This window comes from Wocania arenilitoris (assembly GCF_021728535.1).
Taxonomy (GTDB): Bacteria; Bacteroidota; Bacteroidia; order Flavobacteriales; family Flavobacteriaceae; genus Wocania_A; species Wocania_A arenilitoris.
In genome coordinates, this window is the sequence record NZ_JAKKDU010000006.1 from 131,076 (window position 1) to 149,138 (window position 18,063).

6 protein-coding genes are annotated in these 18,063 nt (G+C 32.6%); 3 read left to right on the plus strand and 3 right to left on the minus strand.

The features are described from left to right. Window positions 1-210 precede the first annotated feature (210 nt). From L3X37_RS06575 to L3X37_RS06585, 3 genes are all read left to right on the plus strand, one after another. Window positions 211-9,987 carry a T9SS type B sorting domain-containing protein gene (locus L3X37_RS06575; RefSeq protein ID WP_237239372.1) on the plus strand — a complete coding sequence of 3,259 codons (9,777 nt, stop codon included), beginning with the start codon at window positions 211-213 and terminating at the stop codon, window positions 9,985-9,987. Window positions 9,988-10,009: 22 nt separating this feature from the next. Further along, on the plus strand, window positions 10,010-11,002 hold the full coding sequence (locus tag L3X37_RS06580) for a PorP/SprF family type IX secretion system membrane protein (RefSeq protein ID WP_237239373.1): 993 nt from the start codon (window positions 10,010-10,012) through the stop codon (window positions 11,000-11,002). Between the two features lie 294 nt (window positions 11,003-11,296). Next, a complete protein-coding gene (locus L3X37_RS06585) occupies window positions 11,297-13,588 on the plus strand; it encodes an alpha/beta hydrolase (RefSeq protein WP_237239374.1) in 2,292 nt (763 codons plus the stop codon). A 1-nt stretch (window position 13,589) separates the two neighbouring features. On the opposite strand, the gene L3X37_RS06590 is transcribed toward L3X37_RS06585, so the two are convergent. From L3X37_RS06590 to L3X37_RS06600, 3 genes are read right to left on the minus strand one after another with little or no spacing between them, the layout of a single operon-like run. Next, window positions 13,590-14,324, minus strand: a complete 735-nt coding sequence (locus L3X37_RS06590; protein ID WP_237239375.1) for a 4'-phosphopantetheinyl transferase family protein — start codon at window positions 14,322-14,324, stop codon at window positions 13,590-13,592. 4 nt (window positions 14,325-14,328) lie between these two features. Further along, complete coding sequence (locus L3X37_RS06595) at window positions 14,329-16,725, minus strand: condensation domain-containing protein (RefSeq protein WP_237239376.1); 2,397 nt, start codon at window positions 16,723-16,725, stop codon at window positions 14,329-14,331. 35 nt (window positions 16,726-16,760) lie between these two features. Further along, the gene (locus tag L3X37_RS06600) at window positions 16,761-18,062 is read right to left on the minus strand and encodes a nucleotide disphospho-sugar-binding domain-containing protein (protein WP_237239377.1); all 1,302 of its coding nucleotides are present in this window, start codon (window positions 18,060-18,062) and stop codon (window positions 16,761-16,763) included. Window position 18,063: the final 1 nt, after the last annotated feature.

The window sequence follows — 18,063 nt, forward strand, 5'->3', positions numbered from 1 at the left end:
GTGAGTAATTCAGCGATTAACTGCATAAATTATTGTGTAACATCATATCTATTACATTTTTTTTTACGATATTTATACCGTTAAAAATCATTAAAAATAGACGAAATACATGTTTAGTAGTATTAGGATTACTTTAATGGTTTTTAGCATAGCTTGAATATTTCTTTTTTTACCCCAAATAAAAAGAAATACTAAAAAAAATAATCAACCATGAAAAAAACTACTTATGTAAACAAAGGAATTGTTTTTTTATTGTTTATTACTCTGTTTTGTAGTAATTATGTTTTTGCCCAACTACCTGTCCCTTTTTCACCTAGACTTCCAGGAGGAAGTATAGAGGTTAAAGGAGATATCGTGTTAATTGGTAATGGTATTGTTACAGCCAAGGATTTGCCTTTGCCTTATAATGGCACAGGAATAAATAACAATAATGAAGGCGTTTATATTAATGTAGCAAGTGGGGGAGATCCTTCTATATTTAGTTCTAGTAGTGCAGATTTACTTATAGATAATGATTGTAAAAGAATTTTATATGCAGGTTTGTATTGGGCATCAGTTTACCCACTTGAAGTGGCCACTAATAGAAGTGTACAGTTTGAAGGAACTCCTAGAATTGAAGATTGGAATCAAATAAAATTTAAGCTTCCAACGGGTGGTTTTATTGATTTGGTGGCAGACAATGATTCTGACCCAGTTGGAGAAGAGGATGATATTATTTTTGATGGATATGAGTATTATGGAGCAGGTGTTACCAATTCATTTAAAGATTCACCAATTATTTGCTACAAGAATGTTACTAACTTACTTCAAGGGTTAACTGAAGCGGATGGAGAATATACGGTTGCCAATTTAAGAGCTACTAGAGGTGTAAGAAGAGGAGGGTGCTCTGCAGGATGGACACTTGTAGTCATTTATGAAAATCCATTATTACCAAGTAAATTTATTTCTACTTTTGATGGTTATGCAGGAGTTCAAGGGGGAGCTGAATTGGATATCCCAGTTTCGGGATTTCAAACTTTGCCAGCGCCTTTACCTGTAAATTCTAATATAGGTGTCGCAGCTCTTGAAGGAGATATAGGTATTAGTGGAGATTCTTTTCAATTTAAAGCCAGTACATCAGGAACCTACACTGTTTTAAGCGATGCTATCAACCAAGCAAACAATTTTTTTAATTCAAGTATTACCAGAAATGGTGTGCATGCTATCAACAGAAACCCTGCTAGTTTAAATACTCTTGGTCTAGATATTAATAATTTCAATTTGCCAAATCCTCTTAATTCGGTTCTACCCAATAATGCCACTGCTGGAGATTTAAAATTGACAACTAGTGGAGATGGTTATGGGGTGTTTTTAACATCATTTGCTGTTGAAATTATTGAACCAAAAATCACTTTGACAAAAGTAGTTGAAGACCCAGCTGGAAATGATATTGGGAATCAATTAGTTGATCTAGGTGATGAATTAAATTATGTTATTGGCTTTCAAAATACAGGAAACGATGATGCAACAAATTTAACTATTAGAGATATTCTTCCCGTAAATGTGGTATTTAACTATCCAGCTGATATGGATTTATTACCACCTGGTGTATCTGTTCAAAGTTATAATCCGGTAACAAGAGAAATAATTTTTAGTGTTGATGATTCAGTAGTAGAAGAAAATGATCCTGTTCAAGAAATTAGATTTAAAGTAACTGTGGTGTCATCTTGCAGTTTGTTAAATGATGCCTGTTCTAATATTATTAGTAACCAAGCCTATGTAACTTATAACGGGACTATAAATTCAACTTTTGCAATTTCTGATGATCCTAGTTTTAGTAAAAACACAGGTTGTTTAATAACCCCTGCAGCCACTAATTTTTTAGCGGATTTAAATTGTACTTTTGAGGAAGAAGTAGTGCTATGTGGTGCAAGTACAGTGTTAACATCAGGAGATGGTTATGACGAGTATTCTTGGTCTACTAGCCCAAGCGGGACTCCAGTGATAGGAACTACACAATCCATAACAGTTACATCTACAGGCACTTATTATGTGAGTAATACGGCTATTGCTCCTTGTCAATCTACAAGTCAAAGATTTGATGTGATTACATTTGGTGCTGGAGTAACTAATCCTGTTATTCCGTTTGCAGATGAAGTTGTTATTTGTCCGAATGACGGCAAAGAGTTGCCTAATATATTTTTATGTGGTGCTAATGGTTCTCGATTTATTCAAACGGGTATTACAGATACCACTTCAATGATTTGGGAAAAATTAGACGAATCAAGTTGTACTGCTGTTACTAATCAAGACTGTGCTAATGAAGATGATACATGTAGCTGGAGTGAGGTTGCCATCGGGCCAGATTTCATGGTGGATACTGCAGGACAATATAGATTAACACTAAATTATACGGGTGGGTGTTTTAATAGATTTTATTTTAATGTGTACACCAACCTTTTAGTACCAACTGTAAATTCAAGAGATATATATTGTACAACACCCGGAGAAATAGTTGTAGGAGGAGTTCCAAATGGCTATGAATATAGCCTTGATGGAATCAACTACCACCCAAATAATACATTTTCAATAAATACTGGTGGTGTATACTCCGTTTATATCAAACAAATTGGTGTAACTCCCAATCCTTGTGTTTTTACAGTTCCTGATGTTCAAATACGAGAACGCGATTTTACAGTTTCAACCATTATAACTCAGCCCTATTGTAATGGAGAATTAGGTAGTGTGGTATTATCAGCAAATGATGTACGTCCGCAATATTTCTTTTCAATTTATGATGGCGCTACTTTAGTAAATAGTGTGGGACCTATAAATGATAACAACTATACATTTTCAAACTTAAATCCAGGAATTTATACAGTCAATATTTTAACAGAAGATGGTTGTACACATACCGAAGATGTCGAAATTATTAATCCACCACTATTAGAAGCAACAGTGGCTCTTACGCAACCCTTAACCTGTACTGATGGTGAAATTACAGTCTATCCAATGGGAGGAACACCTCCGTATTTTTATTTTGTAAATAGCACAACGGTTTTTCAAACAACACCAATAATTCCTGTAACAAGCGCAGGTGTTTATAATATTACTGTTGTAGATTCTAATAACTGTTCTGCAGATGCATCAATTAGTGTTGAAGCTACACCTGCACCAGATTTTAGTGTTACTAAAACGGATATTTTATGTTTTGACAATGTTAATAGTGGTTCAATAAACATTAATGTAACAAACCCTAACGGGAATAGTTTACGATACAGTATTGATAACGGTGTAACGTTTACTAATTCACCAGTTTTTATAGGACTAACTGCTGGAGATTATGATGTTGTTGTTGAGTACACTTTTGGTACAGACGTATGTTTATCGACCCCACAACTAGTAACAATTATAGCATCAACCGCTATTTCAGGAACTGCAACATTAACAACTCCATATACTTGTACAACTAATGGCGTGATAACAGTTTCAGGAGTTTCAGGAGGTAATCCACCATATATGTATAGCCTTGACGGATTTACATTTCAATCAGGAACAACCTTTTCGGGATTAACCGATGGTACTTATACTGTAACCATTCAAGATGCTAATAACTGTACTTTTGTTACGGCACCAATTACTATAGACCCTTTAAATCCACCAACAGATTTAACATTTAGTAATACCCCATTAAGTTGTCCTGCTGTAACTACAGATGTAACAATTAGCTCAACTGGAGGAACATTGCCTTTAGAATATCAAATAATTGCACCTGCAGCATCTGCAACAGCGTATCAATCTTCAAATGTGTTTATGGGTTTAACTCCCGATACTTATACGTTTCAAGTAAGAGATGCTAATGAATGTATCTATAGCGAATCGTATACCATTGATGCATTGCCGGCATTAACTATTGTGGGTCAAGTATTGAATGATGTTAGTTGCTTGGGAGCTTCAGATGGTTCTACAAGATTCACAATTTTAGGAACTGCAAACTTTAATTATACCATTAACGGAGGCTCTTCTACAGTTGGAACTTCAATTATCAATTTAACAGGATTATTAGCAGGAGATTATACAATTGTAATAACCGACAGCCAGACAAATTGTTCAGCAACTGAAATTCTTACTGTTAATGGACCACCTTCAACATTAAGTATTTCGACAGCAGTTACACCAATTACATGTAGTAATGCAAATGGCAATGTAACTATTAATGCAACTGGAGGTTGGGGAGGATATACCTATGAAGTTGCGCAACCAGATGCTACGGTTATTGGACCTCAAGGGAATAATACATTTACTAACCTTACACAAACAGGAACTTATACGGCGGTAGTTACAGATTCAAATGGATGTATGGAGAATACAACATTCACCTTAAATGTACCAACAAATCCAACTGCAACAATTGATGCATCATCAAATTATTGCTATGATGGTACCAATGGAGCAACTTTAATAGTGAATGCCTCTGGAGGACAGGCGCCATACGAGTACAGTATAAATGGAGGTCCATATGTGTCAAATAATACTTTTAATAATTTAACACCTGGAAATTATGATATTGTAGTTAGAGATGATTATGGTTGTACTATACCTATTCCAACAGAAACTATTGCCAATCCATTAGCTGTTTCTACAGTTATTACTAAAGATATTGATTGTACTGTGTCACCTGATGCTGTAATTACAGGAAGCATCACTGGTGGATATGCGCCCTATACTTATGAAGTTTCTTTTAATGGTGGAGCCTATGCACCTTTAGGAACAACAGGGACTCCTTTTGCATATTCAACGGGAGCAGATGGTACTTATCAATTTCAAATTACCGATGCTCAAGGTTGTGTTGTTCAATCTGCGGTAAATACAATTAATGCGATTACCTATCCAGAAATTACGGTATCTCAAACACAGTTTATACGTTGTAATGGTGATGAAAATGCTGCTATTCAAGTTTTTATTAACAATGCTGTAGGAACACCTGCATTCACAATAAATGTTGTTAACGACTCAACTGGCACAGATTATGGTACGCAAACCTCAGGTCTGCCTGCAGGTAATTATACCATTACTTTAACCGATTCAAAATCGTGTACCGATACAGATACGATTACAATTGGAGAACCATCTGCTATAGTAGTTAATACGTCATCTTTACCAATAACTTGTAACGCCCTTGGCGTTTCAAAAGGATCGGTTATAGTGAATAGCGTTACAGGAGGAACGGCTCCATATAATTATTTTGTAACTGGTACAAATGGTTATTCTGATTCTGAATCAAATCCTACGGGTACAACGTCTACAACTTTTGATGTGGTTGATTTTGGGTTGTATCAGGTTAATGTTGTAGATGCTAATGGTTGTTCTGTTTTGGTTCAAGATATTTTAGTGGCTTCGCCTCCTGATGATTTAGATATTTCAATAAATACAACAGCCAACTGTACTACAGGAGGAGAGGCCGAAGTAAGTATTGGAACGGCTTTAGTAGGCTCTGGTCCATTTTTCTTTGATATATATCGTGGATTTGTTCCACCAGTGCCGCCAGCAGGCACATGGATTCCTGAAGACACTCCAGGTAGTCAATCCGGTACATTTACAGGTTTAATTCCTGGTGTAACCTATACTTTTATTGTATTTGACCAAGATACTGGATGTAGTTATTATGAAACAGCTACTGCACCAATTCCTACCAATTCAACCTTAACAGCAACAGGATTAACATCAAACAATATAACCTGTGTTGGAAGTGCAGATGGTAATGTGTCATTTACAGTGAATAGTGCTTATGGCAGTTCTACAGATGTTGATTATGAAATATTTCATTTATATTCATTGGTAACTACAGGTATTTCTGGATCTGGAACCATACCAGCAAATTCATCTATATCAGTGTCCAATTTAGGAGGTTTAGATTTTGGAACATACTTTGTTTTGATAACAGAAACTACGGGCTCTAATGCAGGCTGTTCTGTAGTAACTGTTCCATTTAACATTAATGAATCGGCTATAGACTTAAGTATTACTGCTCAAGTTGACAATAATGCGAATTGTAATTCAAACTCTGGACTCATAAGTGCTATTGCTAGAGATGGAACAGCTCCTTATCAATATCAAATAACAACTTCAGCTACAGCACCTTTAGTTACTGATCCTTCGTGGGCGTCTGCAAATGTGTTTTATAGAGATGCAAATAATTATTACGTGCATGTTATGGATGCTTATGGCTGTATTAGATCTACCCCTGTAATAGTATTACCTATGGATCCAGAACCTGTAATTGATATTATATTAACCAATGAATGTACGGCTACAGAAGGTAGTTTTGAATTGGATGTTAATTTAGTTACACCTGGAGTTGGACCTTATAGTTTTAGTATAGATGGAGGGGCTTTTCAAGCTAATACAGCTCCATTTACAATTTCAAATTTAACATCAGGTATTCATACCGTTGAAGTTCAGGATGCTAATGGCTGTGGAAACTTAGTAAGTATTACTATTGAAGCCCCTTTAGGTCTTTCATCAACTATTAATGCATTACCATCATGTTTAAATAATGATGGGGAAATTATAGTTACTGGATTTGCAGGCTCTGGAGTATATACTTACGAAATAATTGCTCCTATAGTAGTTGCTCCACAACCTTCAAATGTTTTTTCCGGACTATCAGCAGGAACATATACAGTTAGAATCACAGATACAACCACCTTATGTGCTAATGATGCTAATATTGAATTAGATGCTGCAACACCAGTTACCTTTACAGCTAATGTAACCGATGTAACTTGTAATGGTGATAGTGATGGTAGCATAACTGTAAATTTACCAGCAACTAATGATAATCCTGTTTACACTTATGAAATTATAGCACCTTTTGTTGTAGCGCCACAAACATCTAACATATTTACAGGACTAGCTGCTGGAACTTATACCGTGCAAGTGAACTCTGGAAGAGGTTGTTCTGCAACTGAAAATATTGTAATAGGAGAACCAACTCTTTTAAATGCATCAGGAGTTGCAACAGATTTTGCTTGTACACTAAACAATTCGGTTGATACCTCAACACTTACTATAACAGAAACCGGAGGGACTGCACCATTTAGGTATAGTATAGATGGTGTAAATTATTTTGCATCAAACCTATTCGATATTATCGATAACGGAAGTGTTCAAAATATAGATATTTATGTAAGAGACTCTAATAATTGTATTGCAACTAATACAGTTACAATTAATCCATTGCCAATAATAACTGCCACTTCTGTAGCTGTGGGAACACCAATTGATTGTAACGGAACAGGAACAGTTTCAATTACAGTTACTGGAGGTTCGGGGAACCTTAGTTATCAAATGTTACCAAGCGGAACACCACAAGCCTCAAATATATTTGCTATTACCAGCCCTGGAGATTATTATTTCCAGGTGAATGATATTGATACAGGCTGTTCTATTATAACTGCGCCATTTACCGTGTTGCCTTTCAATATTATTGATGTTGTTACTACAACGACCAATGCAGTTACTTGTTTTGGAGGTTTAGATGGTACTTTAGAGATCGATATTAGTGGTTATTCAGGACCATATACCTATGAAGTATTCGATAGTTCAAGCGTTTCAGTTTTTGGTATTGTACCTGCTAATACTTCTACAAATCCTCAAGCAGTAACAGGTTTATTAGCTGGTAGTTATACAGTAGTTGTAACAGAAACAGCTAGTCCTTTTTGTTCAAATTCAGGAAGCGTAATAATTCCTTCACCAGCTGAAGCATTAACGGTTGTTGCATCCGAAACATCTAATGTAACATGTGATGATAATATTGGAACGATTACTGCCGTTGCAAGTGGTGGTCGGGGATCATATGAATATCAATTAACAGGAGCATCAACAGTGGCATATTCTCCAAACGGTACCTTTACCAATTTATCAGCAGGTATTTACACAGTTAATGTTAGAGATGCTGGTGGATGTATAGCATCTGATGGAGTAACTTTGGTTATTCCACCACCAATAACAGCTACTGTTGCAGTAAATACACCTCTATTATCATGTTTTGGTGATACAAACGGAACCATAACAGTAAGTGCTACTAGTGGAGGACAAGGAAGTAACTATTCATATACATTGAATATGATTTCTCCAACAGCAAGTACATCTGGTCCGCAAGCATCAAATGTATTCAATGATTTAGCAGCAGGAACTTACAATGTAACTGTTACAGATGGCTATAACTGTACATTTACTTCAACTAATTTGGTTATCACAGAGCCAACTCCAATACAAGCAAGTTTAGTGGCAGCCACTACACCAACGTGTACAACAGATGCCGCATTAACATTAAGTGCAACTGGAGGCACAGGAACATATGAGTATAGTAATTCTGCTTCTTTTACAGCGGTTTTAGGTACTTTTACTTCTTCTATAACAATTACTGGTGCAACTCCAGGAATATATATGTATTATGTTAGGGATGCTAATGGTTGTGTATCGTCTGTTTCAAACGAAATCACAATTGATCCATTACCTACACTAATGGTTAATTTAGATATTACAAATGCTTCAATCAATTGTGCAGGTGATAATACAGGTGTAATTATCGCTACAGCAGAAGGTGGTTTAGGCAGTTACATATATAATTTACAAGATGGAACAGGAACTAATATTACTCCAATACCAGTACAAAGTAGTCCAGGTGTGTTTACCAATTTGCCTGTAGGTACTTACCAAGTACAGGTAGATAGTGGTGATTGTTTAACAACATCGGCACAAGTGTCTATTACAGAACCTACAAATCCTTTATCAGCTAGCTTTACAGTAACTGATGTTACTTGTACAGGAAGCAATGATGGCATTATGGCGATTACCGCCTCAGGTGGAACTGGTGTTATAAAATATGCCATTTCGCCACAATTGAATCAGTTTTTTGATTCACCTATTTTTGAAGATTTGGCTCCCGGAACTTATCAGGCTATTGCTCAAGATGAATTAGGCTGTTTTGTTATTTTAGATTTCACTATTGCTCAACCTATACCAGTAACACTAACTATTGTTCCAAATTCCATTATTCCTGAGATTTGTAATGGCGATTTAGATGGTGAATTTAGTATTGAAATATCTGGAGGAACTTTACCGTATAGCGTAAGTTTAGATGATATTAACGGAACATATACTACAGGAACATTAACACAAGCACAGTTTGACTTTACAGGATTAGCTGGTGGAGACCACATAGTTTATGTTAGAGATGCTCAAGGATGTGAATCTGAATGGAACATCACTTTCCCACCATCTGTATTAATCGATCCAACGGTTGAGGTAGATTTTGGTTGTATAAATAACCTATCAACCAATACGGTTACAGTAACTGTTGATGCTAGTGTAAATCCATCAGATTTAGATTATTCGTTTAATGGCGGAACATACCAAGCAAGCAATATATTTACTAATGTTCCACCAGGATTAGATCATTATGTAGATGTAAGACATACAAACGGATGTATACAAAGAACCGATACTTTTGATATTACGGCTTACGATCCGTTGGTATTGGTTTTAGAAGATGGCGCATTAAATGAAATTGTAGCAATAGCTACTGGTGGTACAGGCGATTACGAATTTACACTTAATGGTGTGTCTTACGGAACTACAAATACATTCCTAATTTATGAATCAGGCGATTATACTGTAACAGTTACAGATACTAATGGGTGTTTTGCCACTGCAACAAGATATTTTGAATATATCGATGTTTGTATTCCTAATTATTTCACACCTAATAATGATGGTGTTCAAGATGAATGGGGCCCAGGGTGTACGGATCAATATAGAGACATGACATTCGATATTTTTGATAGATATGGGCGTAAAGTGGTAACCCTACGAGTGGGACAAAAATGGGATGGAACATATAATGGTGTCGAGCTTCCTACTGGCGATTACTGGTATGTTGTAAGATTGAATGATAATAGAGATAATCGAGAATTTGTTGGTCATTTTACACTTTACCGATAAAACCCTCAAAACTTAATATAAAATGAAAAAACGAATCATATATCTACTTTTTATAACGGTGACATTTAGTTACGGTCAAGAGTTGAATTTGCCTGTTTTTACTCAATACTTAGCAGATAATGAGTTTGTTATATCTCCAGCATATGCTGGCATTGGTGATAATTTAAAAATTAGAGCTAATGGATTAACTCAATGGGTTGGTATAAAAGGTGCTCCAGATAATCAATCTATTTATGGCGATTTTAGAATTGCAGATCGTTCAGGTATTGGTATATCTTTATATAATGATAGAAATGGAAATACCATCCAAACTGGTGCTAAATTTTCGTTTGCTCATCATTTAGTTTTAGATTATTATTCGAAGCAGTATTTGTCTTTTGGTATTTCGTATAACTTAAATAACTTCAGAATTGATATTAATAATTTTAATACAGGTTATGAAAACCCAGTAATAGATCCTTTTGTTACGGATGATAGACGAACATCAAACCATAACTTTGATGTAAGTGCACTTTATAGGTATAAAGGGTTCTTTTTAAGTTTTAATGCTAATAATGTATTAGATAAAGATTTTGATAGCTCAATAAGAAATTTAGAACCAAACCTACTCTTAAACTATCAAGTTTATAGTGGATTTACTTTTAGAGGTCCTAAAAAAAGCGGATTAGAGTACGAGCCTTCAATCTTCTATCAAATGTTTAGTAGTGATAAACGTTCAGCAACAGATTTAAACTTTAAGTTTAGAAAATATAATAAAAACGACGATTATTATTGGGCAGGAATATCTTATCGTTTTCTTAACGACCAATTTTTTAAACCACTAAATATTGGTCCAATGGCTGGGTTTAAAAAATCTCAATGGTACTTTGGCTATGCTTACCAAGTAACCATTAACGATTTAGCAAGGTTTAATTCAGGAACACATGTTATTACTATTGGTATAGACTTTTTACAAGGTATTAGTAATTGTCCTTGTACACAAAGTGCGGTACGTAAATCACTTAGTTACGATTAGATATTATTAAAATTAAAATATTTAATTGCATTTGCATTGCCTTAAATTGAAATAGGACCAATATAATTTAGCTGAGGTGAAAAGGTGAAAAGGTGAATAATTTCCATTTGTGTTTTTCAGTATCAGCCCATTTAGTTTCTAATAACTCTGTTTTTTTTGTCTGAATTTATACATACAGAAAACGAGTTTAGGGGAAATGTAAGCCTTGGTTACTAAAATTAGTAACTAAGATTCGTTGTATTTTCTTTTCTTTGTTTATGTTTGGTAGACTCGCATTTCATATATTTATGAATTATGAAAAAACACTTTCACATTTTGGAAAAATGGTTTGATCAATTTTTCATGTTTTTACAAAAAAGCAATGATTACTTCAATATTGTTTCTAAAGTAATATTAATTACAACAAGCCTATTATTATTTGTATATACTACTATGCTGGTTATTGAGGTAAATGCATCATGGATGTATTTAAGATTTGCCAGTATTTTTCTAGTATTAGTTCTATTTGCTATTATTTTAAACTGGATTTTTGATAAAGTTATCTATATTCCAAAATTATTTAGAGCTGCAATAGTGGTTTCTGCTCCAATATTATTTATGGTCTCAGAAAGAGATCCTATTATTGTAGCTTTTTTACTCTTTTTTTTTACACTTATAGGATCACTAATTTACCTTTTTTCTAGAAACAAATTTTCTAGTTATTCTCTATTTATAAAGACTATTTCTTGTTTAGGAATAATATTAGCGATGTCTTTGAGTTCTATTGCAATATGGTTTTATTCAATTCCTGGCTTTGAAATGAAAGAAACCATTAATGCGGCCTCTTTTTCAATGGATAGAAAAATAAAAATAAGTTCCCCTGCTGTTAAAGGCAATTACGAGGTAGAAGAAATTACTTATGGAAGTGGAAATGATAAGAATAGATTAGAATTTGGTGCTAACGTTAATATAAAAACAACATCGATAAATTGCAATAATTTTATTGGTAATTGGAGTGGTATTAACGGATGGTGGAGAACTAAATACTGGGGGTTTGATGCTACTAAAATACCCCTAAATGGTCGTGTTTGGTGCCCGAAAACTAAAGGCAAATTCCCATTAGTTCTAATAATTCATGGTGATCACCCTATGCAAGACCATTCAGATGGAGGTTATGGCTATTTAGGACAACTATTATCTTCTCGAGGTTATGTTGTTGTTTCTGTAGATCAAAATTTTATTAATGTATTATGGTCTTATACTTCGGGTGTTTTATTTGAAGAAAATGATGCACGGGCTATTATTTTGTTGGAGCATTTAAAATTATGGCATGCATGGAATAAAGATAGCGAACATATGTTCTATCAAAAAATAGACACAAATAATATAGCTTTAATTGGTCATTCTAGAGGAGGAGAGGCTATATCTCACGCAGCACTAATTAATAAATTACCATACTATCCTGATAATGCCTTAATAAAATTCGATTACAATTATAGAATCAAATCTCTTTTAGCTATTGGAGCAGTTGATGGTCAATATAAACCTTCAAACGATTACACCAAATTAGAAAATATTAATTATTTAAGTATTCATGGTACTCATGATGGTGAAGTTACAGACTTTATGGGTTTAAAACAATTTGGTAGAATTAATTTTACAGATAGTTTATATCATATTAAGTCTGCAATTTTAATAGATGGAGCTAATCACGGACAATTTAATTCGACTTGGGGAAACAAAGATTCCTATAGTCCATTTTCAAAGCTATTAAATTTAAAAGGATTGATGTCTGAAAAGAACCAACAACAGATAGCAAAAGTTTATATATCTGGTTTTCTAGATGCAACCTTAAAGGAGAGTAAGGCATATCTGCCTCTATTCAAAATAACTCCATTGTTTAGAGAATGGGTTCCAGATATTGTTTTAATGAATGAATTTGAAGACTCTAACAGCCACTATCTGTGTACTTTTGATGAAGATTTTGATTTATCTACAACAACTACTAACTCAGGCATAATTTCTTCTAAAAACTTAAGTTTATGGAAAGAAAAAAAGTATAAAAGAGGCAGTAAGGCTTTAGTTTTAGGATGGAATGAAACAGAAAATTTATTAAAAAAAGAAAAACCTTATTTTAATATTAACTTTCCTGTAAGTATAAAAAATATCAATACAAATTCAGTATTCACTTTTTCAATTAGAGACTCTAGAGATAACCATGAATCTTTGTTGCAAATTGCATCTAAAAATAAAGAAAAAGTTGAAGCATTAAATAAAAGTGATTTTTCTAAAAATCATCTATTGAAACAAAAATTGATAGACTTTTCTATTATTTTATCAGATATTGAAGGTAAAAAAGTAACTTTCTTACTAAGTGATTATTCATATTTGCAAATTGGACTTAAGCATGCAATTATGAAGACAGATTTTATTACAAATGATTTTAAATCTATACCAATGATGCAAACTTATTCTTTTCCGTTGAAAGATCTAATTAAAATTAATTCAAAGATAGATTTTGACAAAATCACTAATATTCAATTTTTATTTAATAAAACACAAAAGGGAGTTATTACAATTGATAACATCGGTTTTACCAAAAATTAATTTAATTTTGGTTTTCAGCTAATGTAAAATTATAATAATTTATACTTTTAATATTACCTTTTATTGAAACAGCACCTATGTAATTTTCTTTTAGAGAAAAAGTAAATAATTTCCATAAGTTCTTTTCTTTTATATCCCATTTAGTTTCTAATAGCTCTGTTTTTTTATCTGAATTTATACATACAGAAAATGAGTCTAGGGGAAATGTAAGCCCTAAAGATTTGGCTTTTATAAAGGATTCTTTTCGCGTCCAGCATCTATAAAAATATTCAGTATGCATTTCTTTAGGTAGTTTTTTTAAAGTTTCAATTTCTAATTCTGAAAAATAATTTGAAACGATTTCCAATACATCAAAATCATTTTTAATCTTTTCAACGTCAATACCAATATCAAAACTCTTAACAAAACCTATGGCGCCTAGGTTACCAGAATGAGAGACATTAAATTTTAAATCTGAATTAAAATCAAATTCAGGCTTACCATATTCGCCATATTTGAATTCAATTTCTTTTGCATTCATATCCAAATAAGCTGCACTTAAAATGCGTAATGCTCCACGCGAAATAATAAATTGGTTTTGGTCTTTTTTAAAACGAAATTTTGAAGCTTTTTCTTTTTCATTGTCAGAAAGCAAGTTTAAAAAAAAAGAGATATTATCTGATTGCTTGCCAAAATTAACATGCCATACATGGACTCTATTAGCTAATAAAGGCTTGACTTTTATTAATGATAACATGGTATTAATTATCTTGAATCATTACTTTCTCTATTTTTTCTGCCAATAAATCTGCATGTGGCGAGCTAAATAGTTGATGGTGCACCCCTTCTGTAAACAACACATTAACATCTTGTGTAGTAATGCTGTTCCAAGCATTAATATAAGTTGGGTTTAACTTTTTATCTGGTTTTTCGGTTAAAATTAAGTTTGTAACACCAGGATGCTTTTTATCCCATTTGTAAAGTTTGTAAATCCGTATTAAATTTTGTTTTATTTTTTCAAGATTTTTTTTATTTGAAGAGGCAAACAATTGGATAACTGTTGGTTCTATAAAACGCTCATAATTATTCGAAATCATTAGCTTTATTGCACTAATTGGGTTGCTAGTTAGTCGCTTAAAAAAACCCGAAAGGCGCATTTTTATACGTGTTGGATCTGTGAAATCTTCTTGTTTAATAATACTATCTATAACAATAAGGTTTGTAGTGTCTCCCTGTTTTTTAAAAGCATCAGCAATTTCAATACCTACTGCTGGACTAAAACAATACACAAGTAAATTGTATGGCCCATTAGGTTGAATATCCTTAATTTCTTTAGCATAATCCTTTGCCATTTCCTCAATGTTTTGGTGCATTTTTTCATTACCACTTATGCCAGATGGCTGTATGGCATAAACAGGTGTTTCTTTGTCTAAAGCATTAGCAATTGGGTTAAAGAAAAAAACATAGCCACCACCACCATGAATACAAAATAGGGGCTTATTACTTCCTGAGGTTTTTATGGGTACAACATAATTCCAAGGGGCATTATTTTTATCTTCAATAATATATTTTGAAAGTGCTTCAATATTTGGGTATTCAAGTAAGGTGATTGGTGATATTTTTATTTTTAGCTTTTTTTCAATTAGGGTAAACATCTTTATAGCTAATAACGATTTTCCACCTATTTCAAAGAAATTATCGGTAATACTAATATTATTTTTATTGAGTAAGTTTTCCCAAATTTTTAATAGCTCTAGTTGTGTTTTATTTTTTGGACTAACTATTTGACTTGCATCATTAGTTTTTTCAATGGTTTCATTAAATATATTAGAGTTTATTGGGGTTATATTTTCTAATATAGATTCAATTGTTATGGATTGATTATTATAAAGAAGATTAATTATTTCTTCAAATCGGTTTAAAATCCAATGATTTATGTCATCTGAAAAAATCGATTCATCACTGAATAAATAAATTTCAATAATGTCACCAGTTTTTACAGTTAATGTTAACGGATACGTTGTTGTTATACCACTTTGCGAACTGTGTACAGTAATATTTCCAGCTTTTATATCGTCCCAAGGGTAATTCTCAAAAATAAAAAGGCTATCAAAAAGGTTTTCAGAACTGCTATCAATCCATTCAGTTATTTCTCCTGTAGTAAACTGCTCATATTTTCTAGCTTCTAATTGTTGCGTTTGTATACTTGTAAGCCAATCTTTAGTACTTAAATTAAACTTTATTAAAGTTCTTACTGGTAGTACATTAGCAAACATACCTGCTAATAGCTCTATATTTGGAAAATCACCCGATCTGCCCGAAACCGTATTTCCATATGTAATATCTTTAGTATTTGAATATTTTGATATTATTAAAGCCCACAAACCTTGAAACAAAGTATTTAAAGTAACTTGATTTGTTTTTGCTAAAGCTTGTGCTTTTTGACTAGTTTCAGTCGATAAATTGATATGATTATTTACAGTTGTATTTAGTGCTGTATTTTTTTTATTGAATAAAAAAGGGTTTTTAAAATCTCTAAATGTTTTTGTCCAGAAATTTTTAGCGGCATTTGTATCGGTTTCCTTTAACCAATTGAGGTAAGATTTATAACTAGGTATTGGCTCTAATAAAGCATTTTTATTATTAGCTAGTGCATCGTAAAATGTAAATATATCTTTTAAGATTATGCTAGAAGACCAACCATCTAATAGCAAATGATGGCAGCACCAAATCAAGTAATGCGAGTCTTTTTTTGTTTTAATTAAACTTACTTTTCCTAATGGTTTTTTTTGAAAGTTGAGACCAGTATTTTTATTATTAATCTTATATGCTTCTAGCTTTTGTTGTTGGGTTTCATCATTTTCATTCGTCCAATCTAAAATATTCCAATCAATATTTCCATTAGGTTTTACAAGCTGTATAGGCTTTTTTATTTTTTCCCAATGTACAGAAGTTCTTAAAATAGGGTGGCGCTTAATAGCTAAATCCCAAGCTTGTTTTAAGAAATCGATATTTAAATTACCATCTAAAGTACACTGTACATTTAAAAAACCTTGGTCTTTTTTTGCAGTTAAGTGATGAAACAGTATCCCTTGCTGCATTGTACTAAGGGGATAAATAGCTTCAATTTTTGATTTTTCCTTAGAATCATCAACCATAGTTTTTCTTTTTCACAGCAATATAATACATGTTTTTATAAATATGAAGATATTTTTTTTGCATCATAGCTTTTGTAAATCGTATAAGTAGTTAGCATTTCTTTTTGAAAGTTAATATTTTTCAAAATAGTATTGATTTTTGAATGAATTTCGTCTGAAGTATCTATGTCCTTATCGCCCATCAAACCTAAACCATGATAAGCAATTCTGGCTGCATTACCGTTTTGGTCATATTTTTTACCAGAATAAATTAGCATAGGCACTTTATTGCTTATACATTCATTTATGGTATGAATACCGCCATGGTTAATACTACAATCTATTTTGCTTAAAAGATAGAACTGCGGCACCCATTTAAAAACATGTACATTATTTGATAAATTATTGAAAGTATTAGAGCTTAATTTTCCTCCAAGTGAGATGATGAGTTCCCATTTTTTTTCATCTTTAACAGCATCAATTACTTTTTTAACAAAACTAGTGTCGCCTGTCTCTGTCATTGTGGTTATTGAGCAATAAATGAGTTTTTTATTGTTTTTTGTTTTTGAATCTATAATTGCTTTTAATGTATTAGGAAGGTTTAAATTTTCAGAATTGTTTTCAAACACCATAGGTCCAATGTAGGTTATATTTTTAGGTTTGCTATGAGGAAACTCTAATTCTGGTAGTGTCATGGATAAAATAGGTAAATATTTATGAATAAATACCGATGGAAAATTTCTTGAAATTAACACTTTTCTAGATAAGCCTATACTTTTAGCATACTTTTTCAATATAGATCTTCGGCTATTTTTAAGTGTAATTTTATTTAAGTAAGCTCGTCCAAAAACCTTCATTTTTAAAAATACCCAAGCATATAGTATACCAATTAGACTACCTTTTAATCCGTTTTTTGGAATGATACTTGTTCGTATTGGTGGCAGATTATAGCGCATTCTGCTACAAAAAAACTGACTAATTAACTTAACTGGGATATTGAATTTTATACACGTAAAAATAAGTTCGTGAAGTTCTTCGTCAATAAGTACTAAGTTAGGTTTTAAATCGGATAAGGTTTTTTCGTAAACTTCAAAATTTAGCGCCTTAAATCCATTACAATATTGGCTTTTTAAATGAGTAAAATGATAAATAACTCCTTTTGGTTTTAAAAATGTAAAATCAAAATTAATTTCTGGTAACTGTATATAATCAATTTTATGTTTTTCAATTTTTTCTTTAATATCGATAGGGCATAGGTATGTAACTTTGTAACCTTCATCTTTTAATTTTTTAACCAATTTAAGGCTAGCATTGGTGATACCAACTAAACCTGAAGTTATAATAGCTACATGTTTCATG

Excerpts from the sequence above, each read along its gene's own strand:
- L3X37_RS06575 (WP_237239372.1), top strand. The coding sequence starts at position 211 with ATGAAAAAAACTACTTATGTAAACAAAGGAATTGTTTTTTTATTGTTT.
- L3X37_RS06580 (WP_237239373.1), top strand. The coding sequence starts at position 10,010 with ATGAAAAAACGAATCATATATCTACTTTTTATAACGGTGACATTTAGT.
- L3X37_RS06585 (WP_237239374.1), top strand. The coding sequence starts at position 11,297 with ATGAAAAAACACTTTCACATTTTGGAAAAATGGTTTGATCAATTTTTC.
- L3X37_RS06590 (WP_237239375.1), bottom strand. The coding sequence starts at position 14,324 with ATGTTATCATTAATAAAAGTCAAGCCTTTATTAGCTAATAGAGTCCAT.
- L3X37_RS06595 (WP_237239376.1), bottom strand. The coding sequence starts at position 16,725 with ATGGTTGATGATTCTAAGGAAAAATCAAAAATTGAAGCTATTTATCCC.
- L3X37_RS06600 (WP_237239377.1), bottom strand. The coding sequence starts at position 18,062 with ATGAAACATGTAGCTATTATAACTTCAGGTTTAGTTGGTATCACCAAT.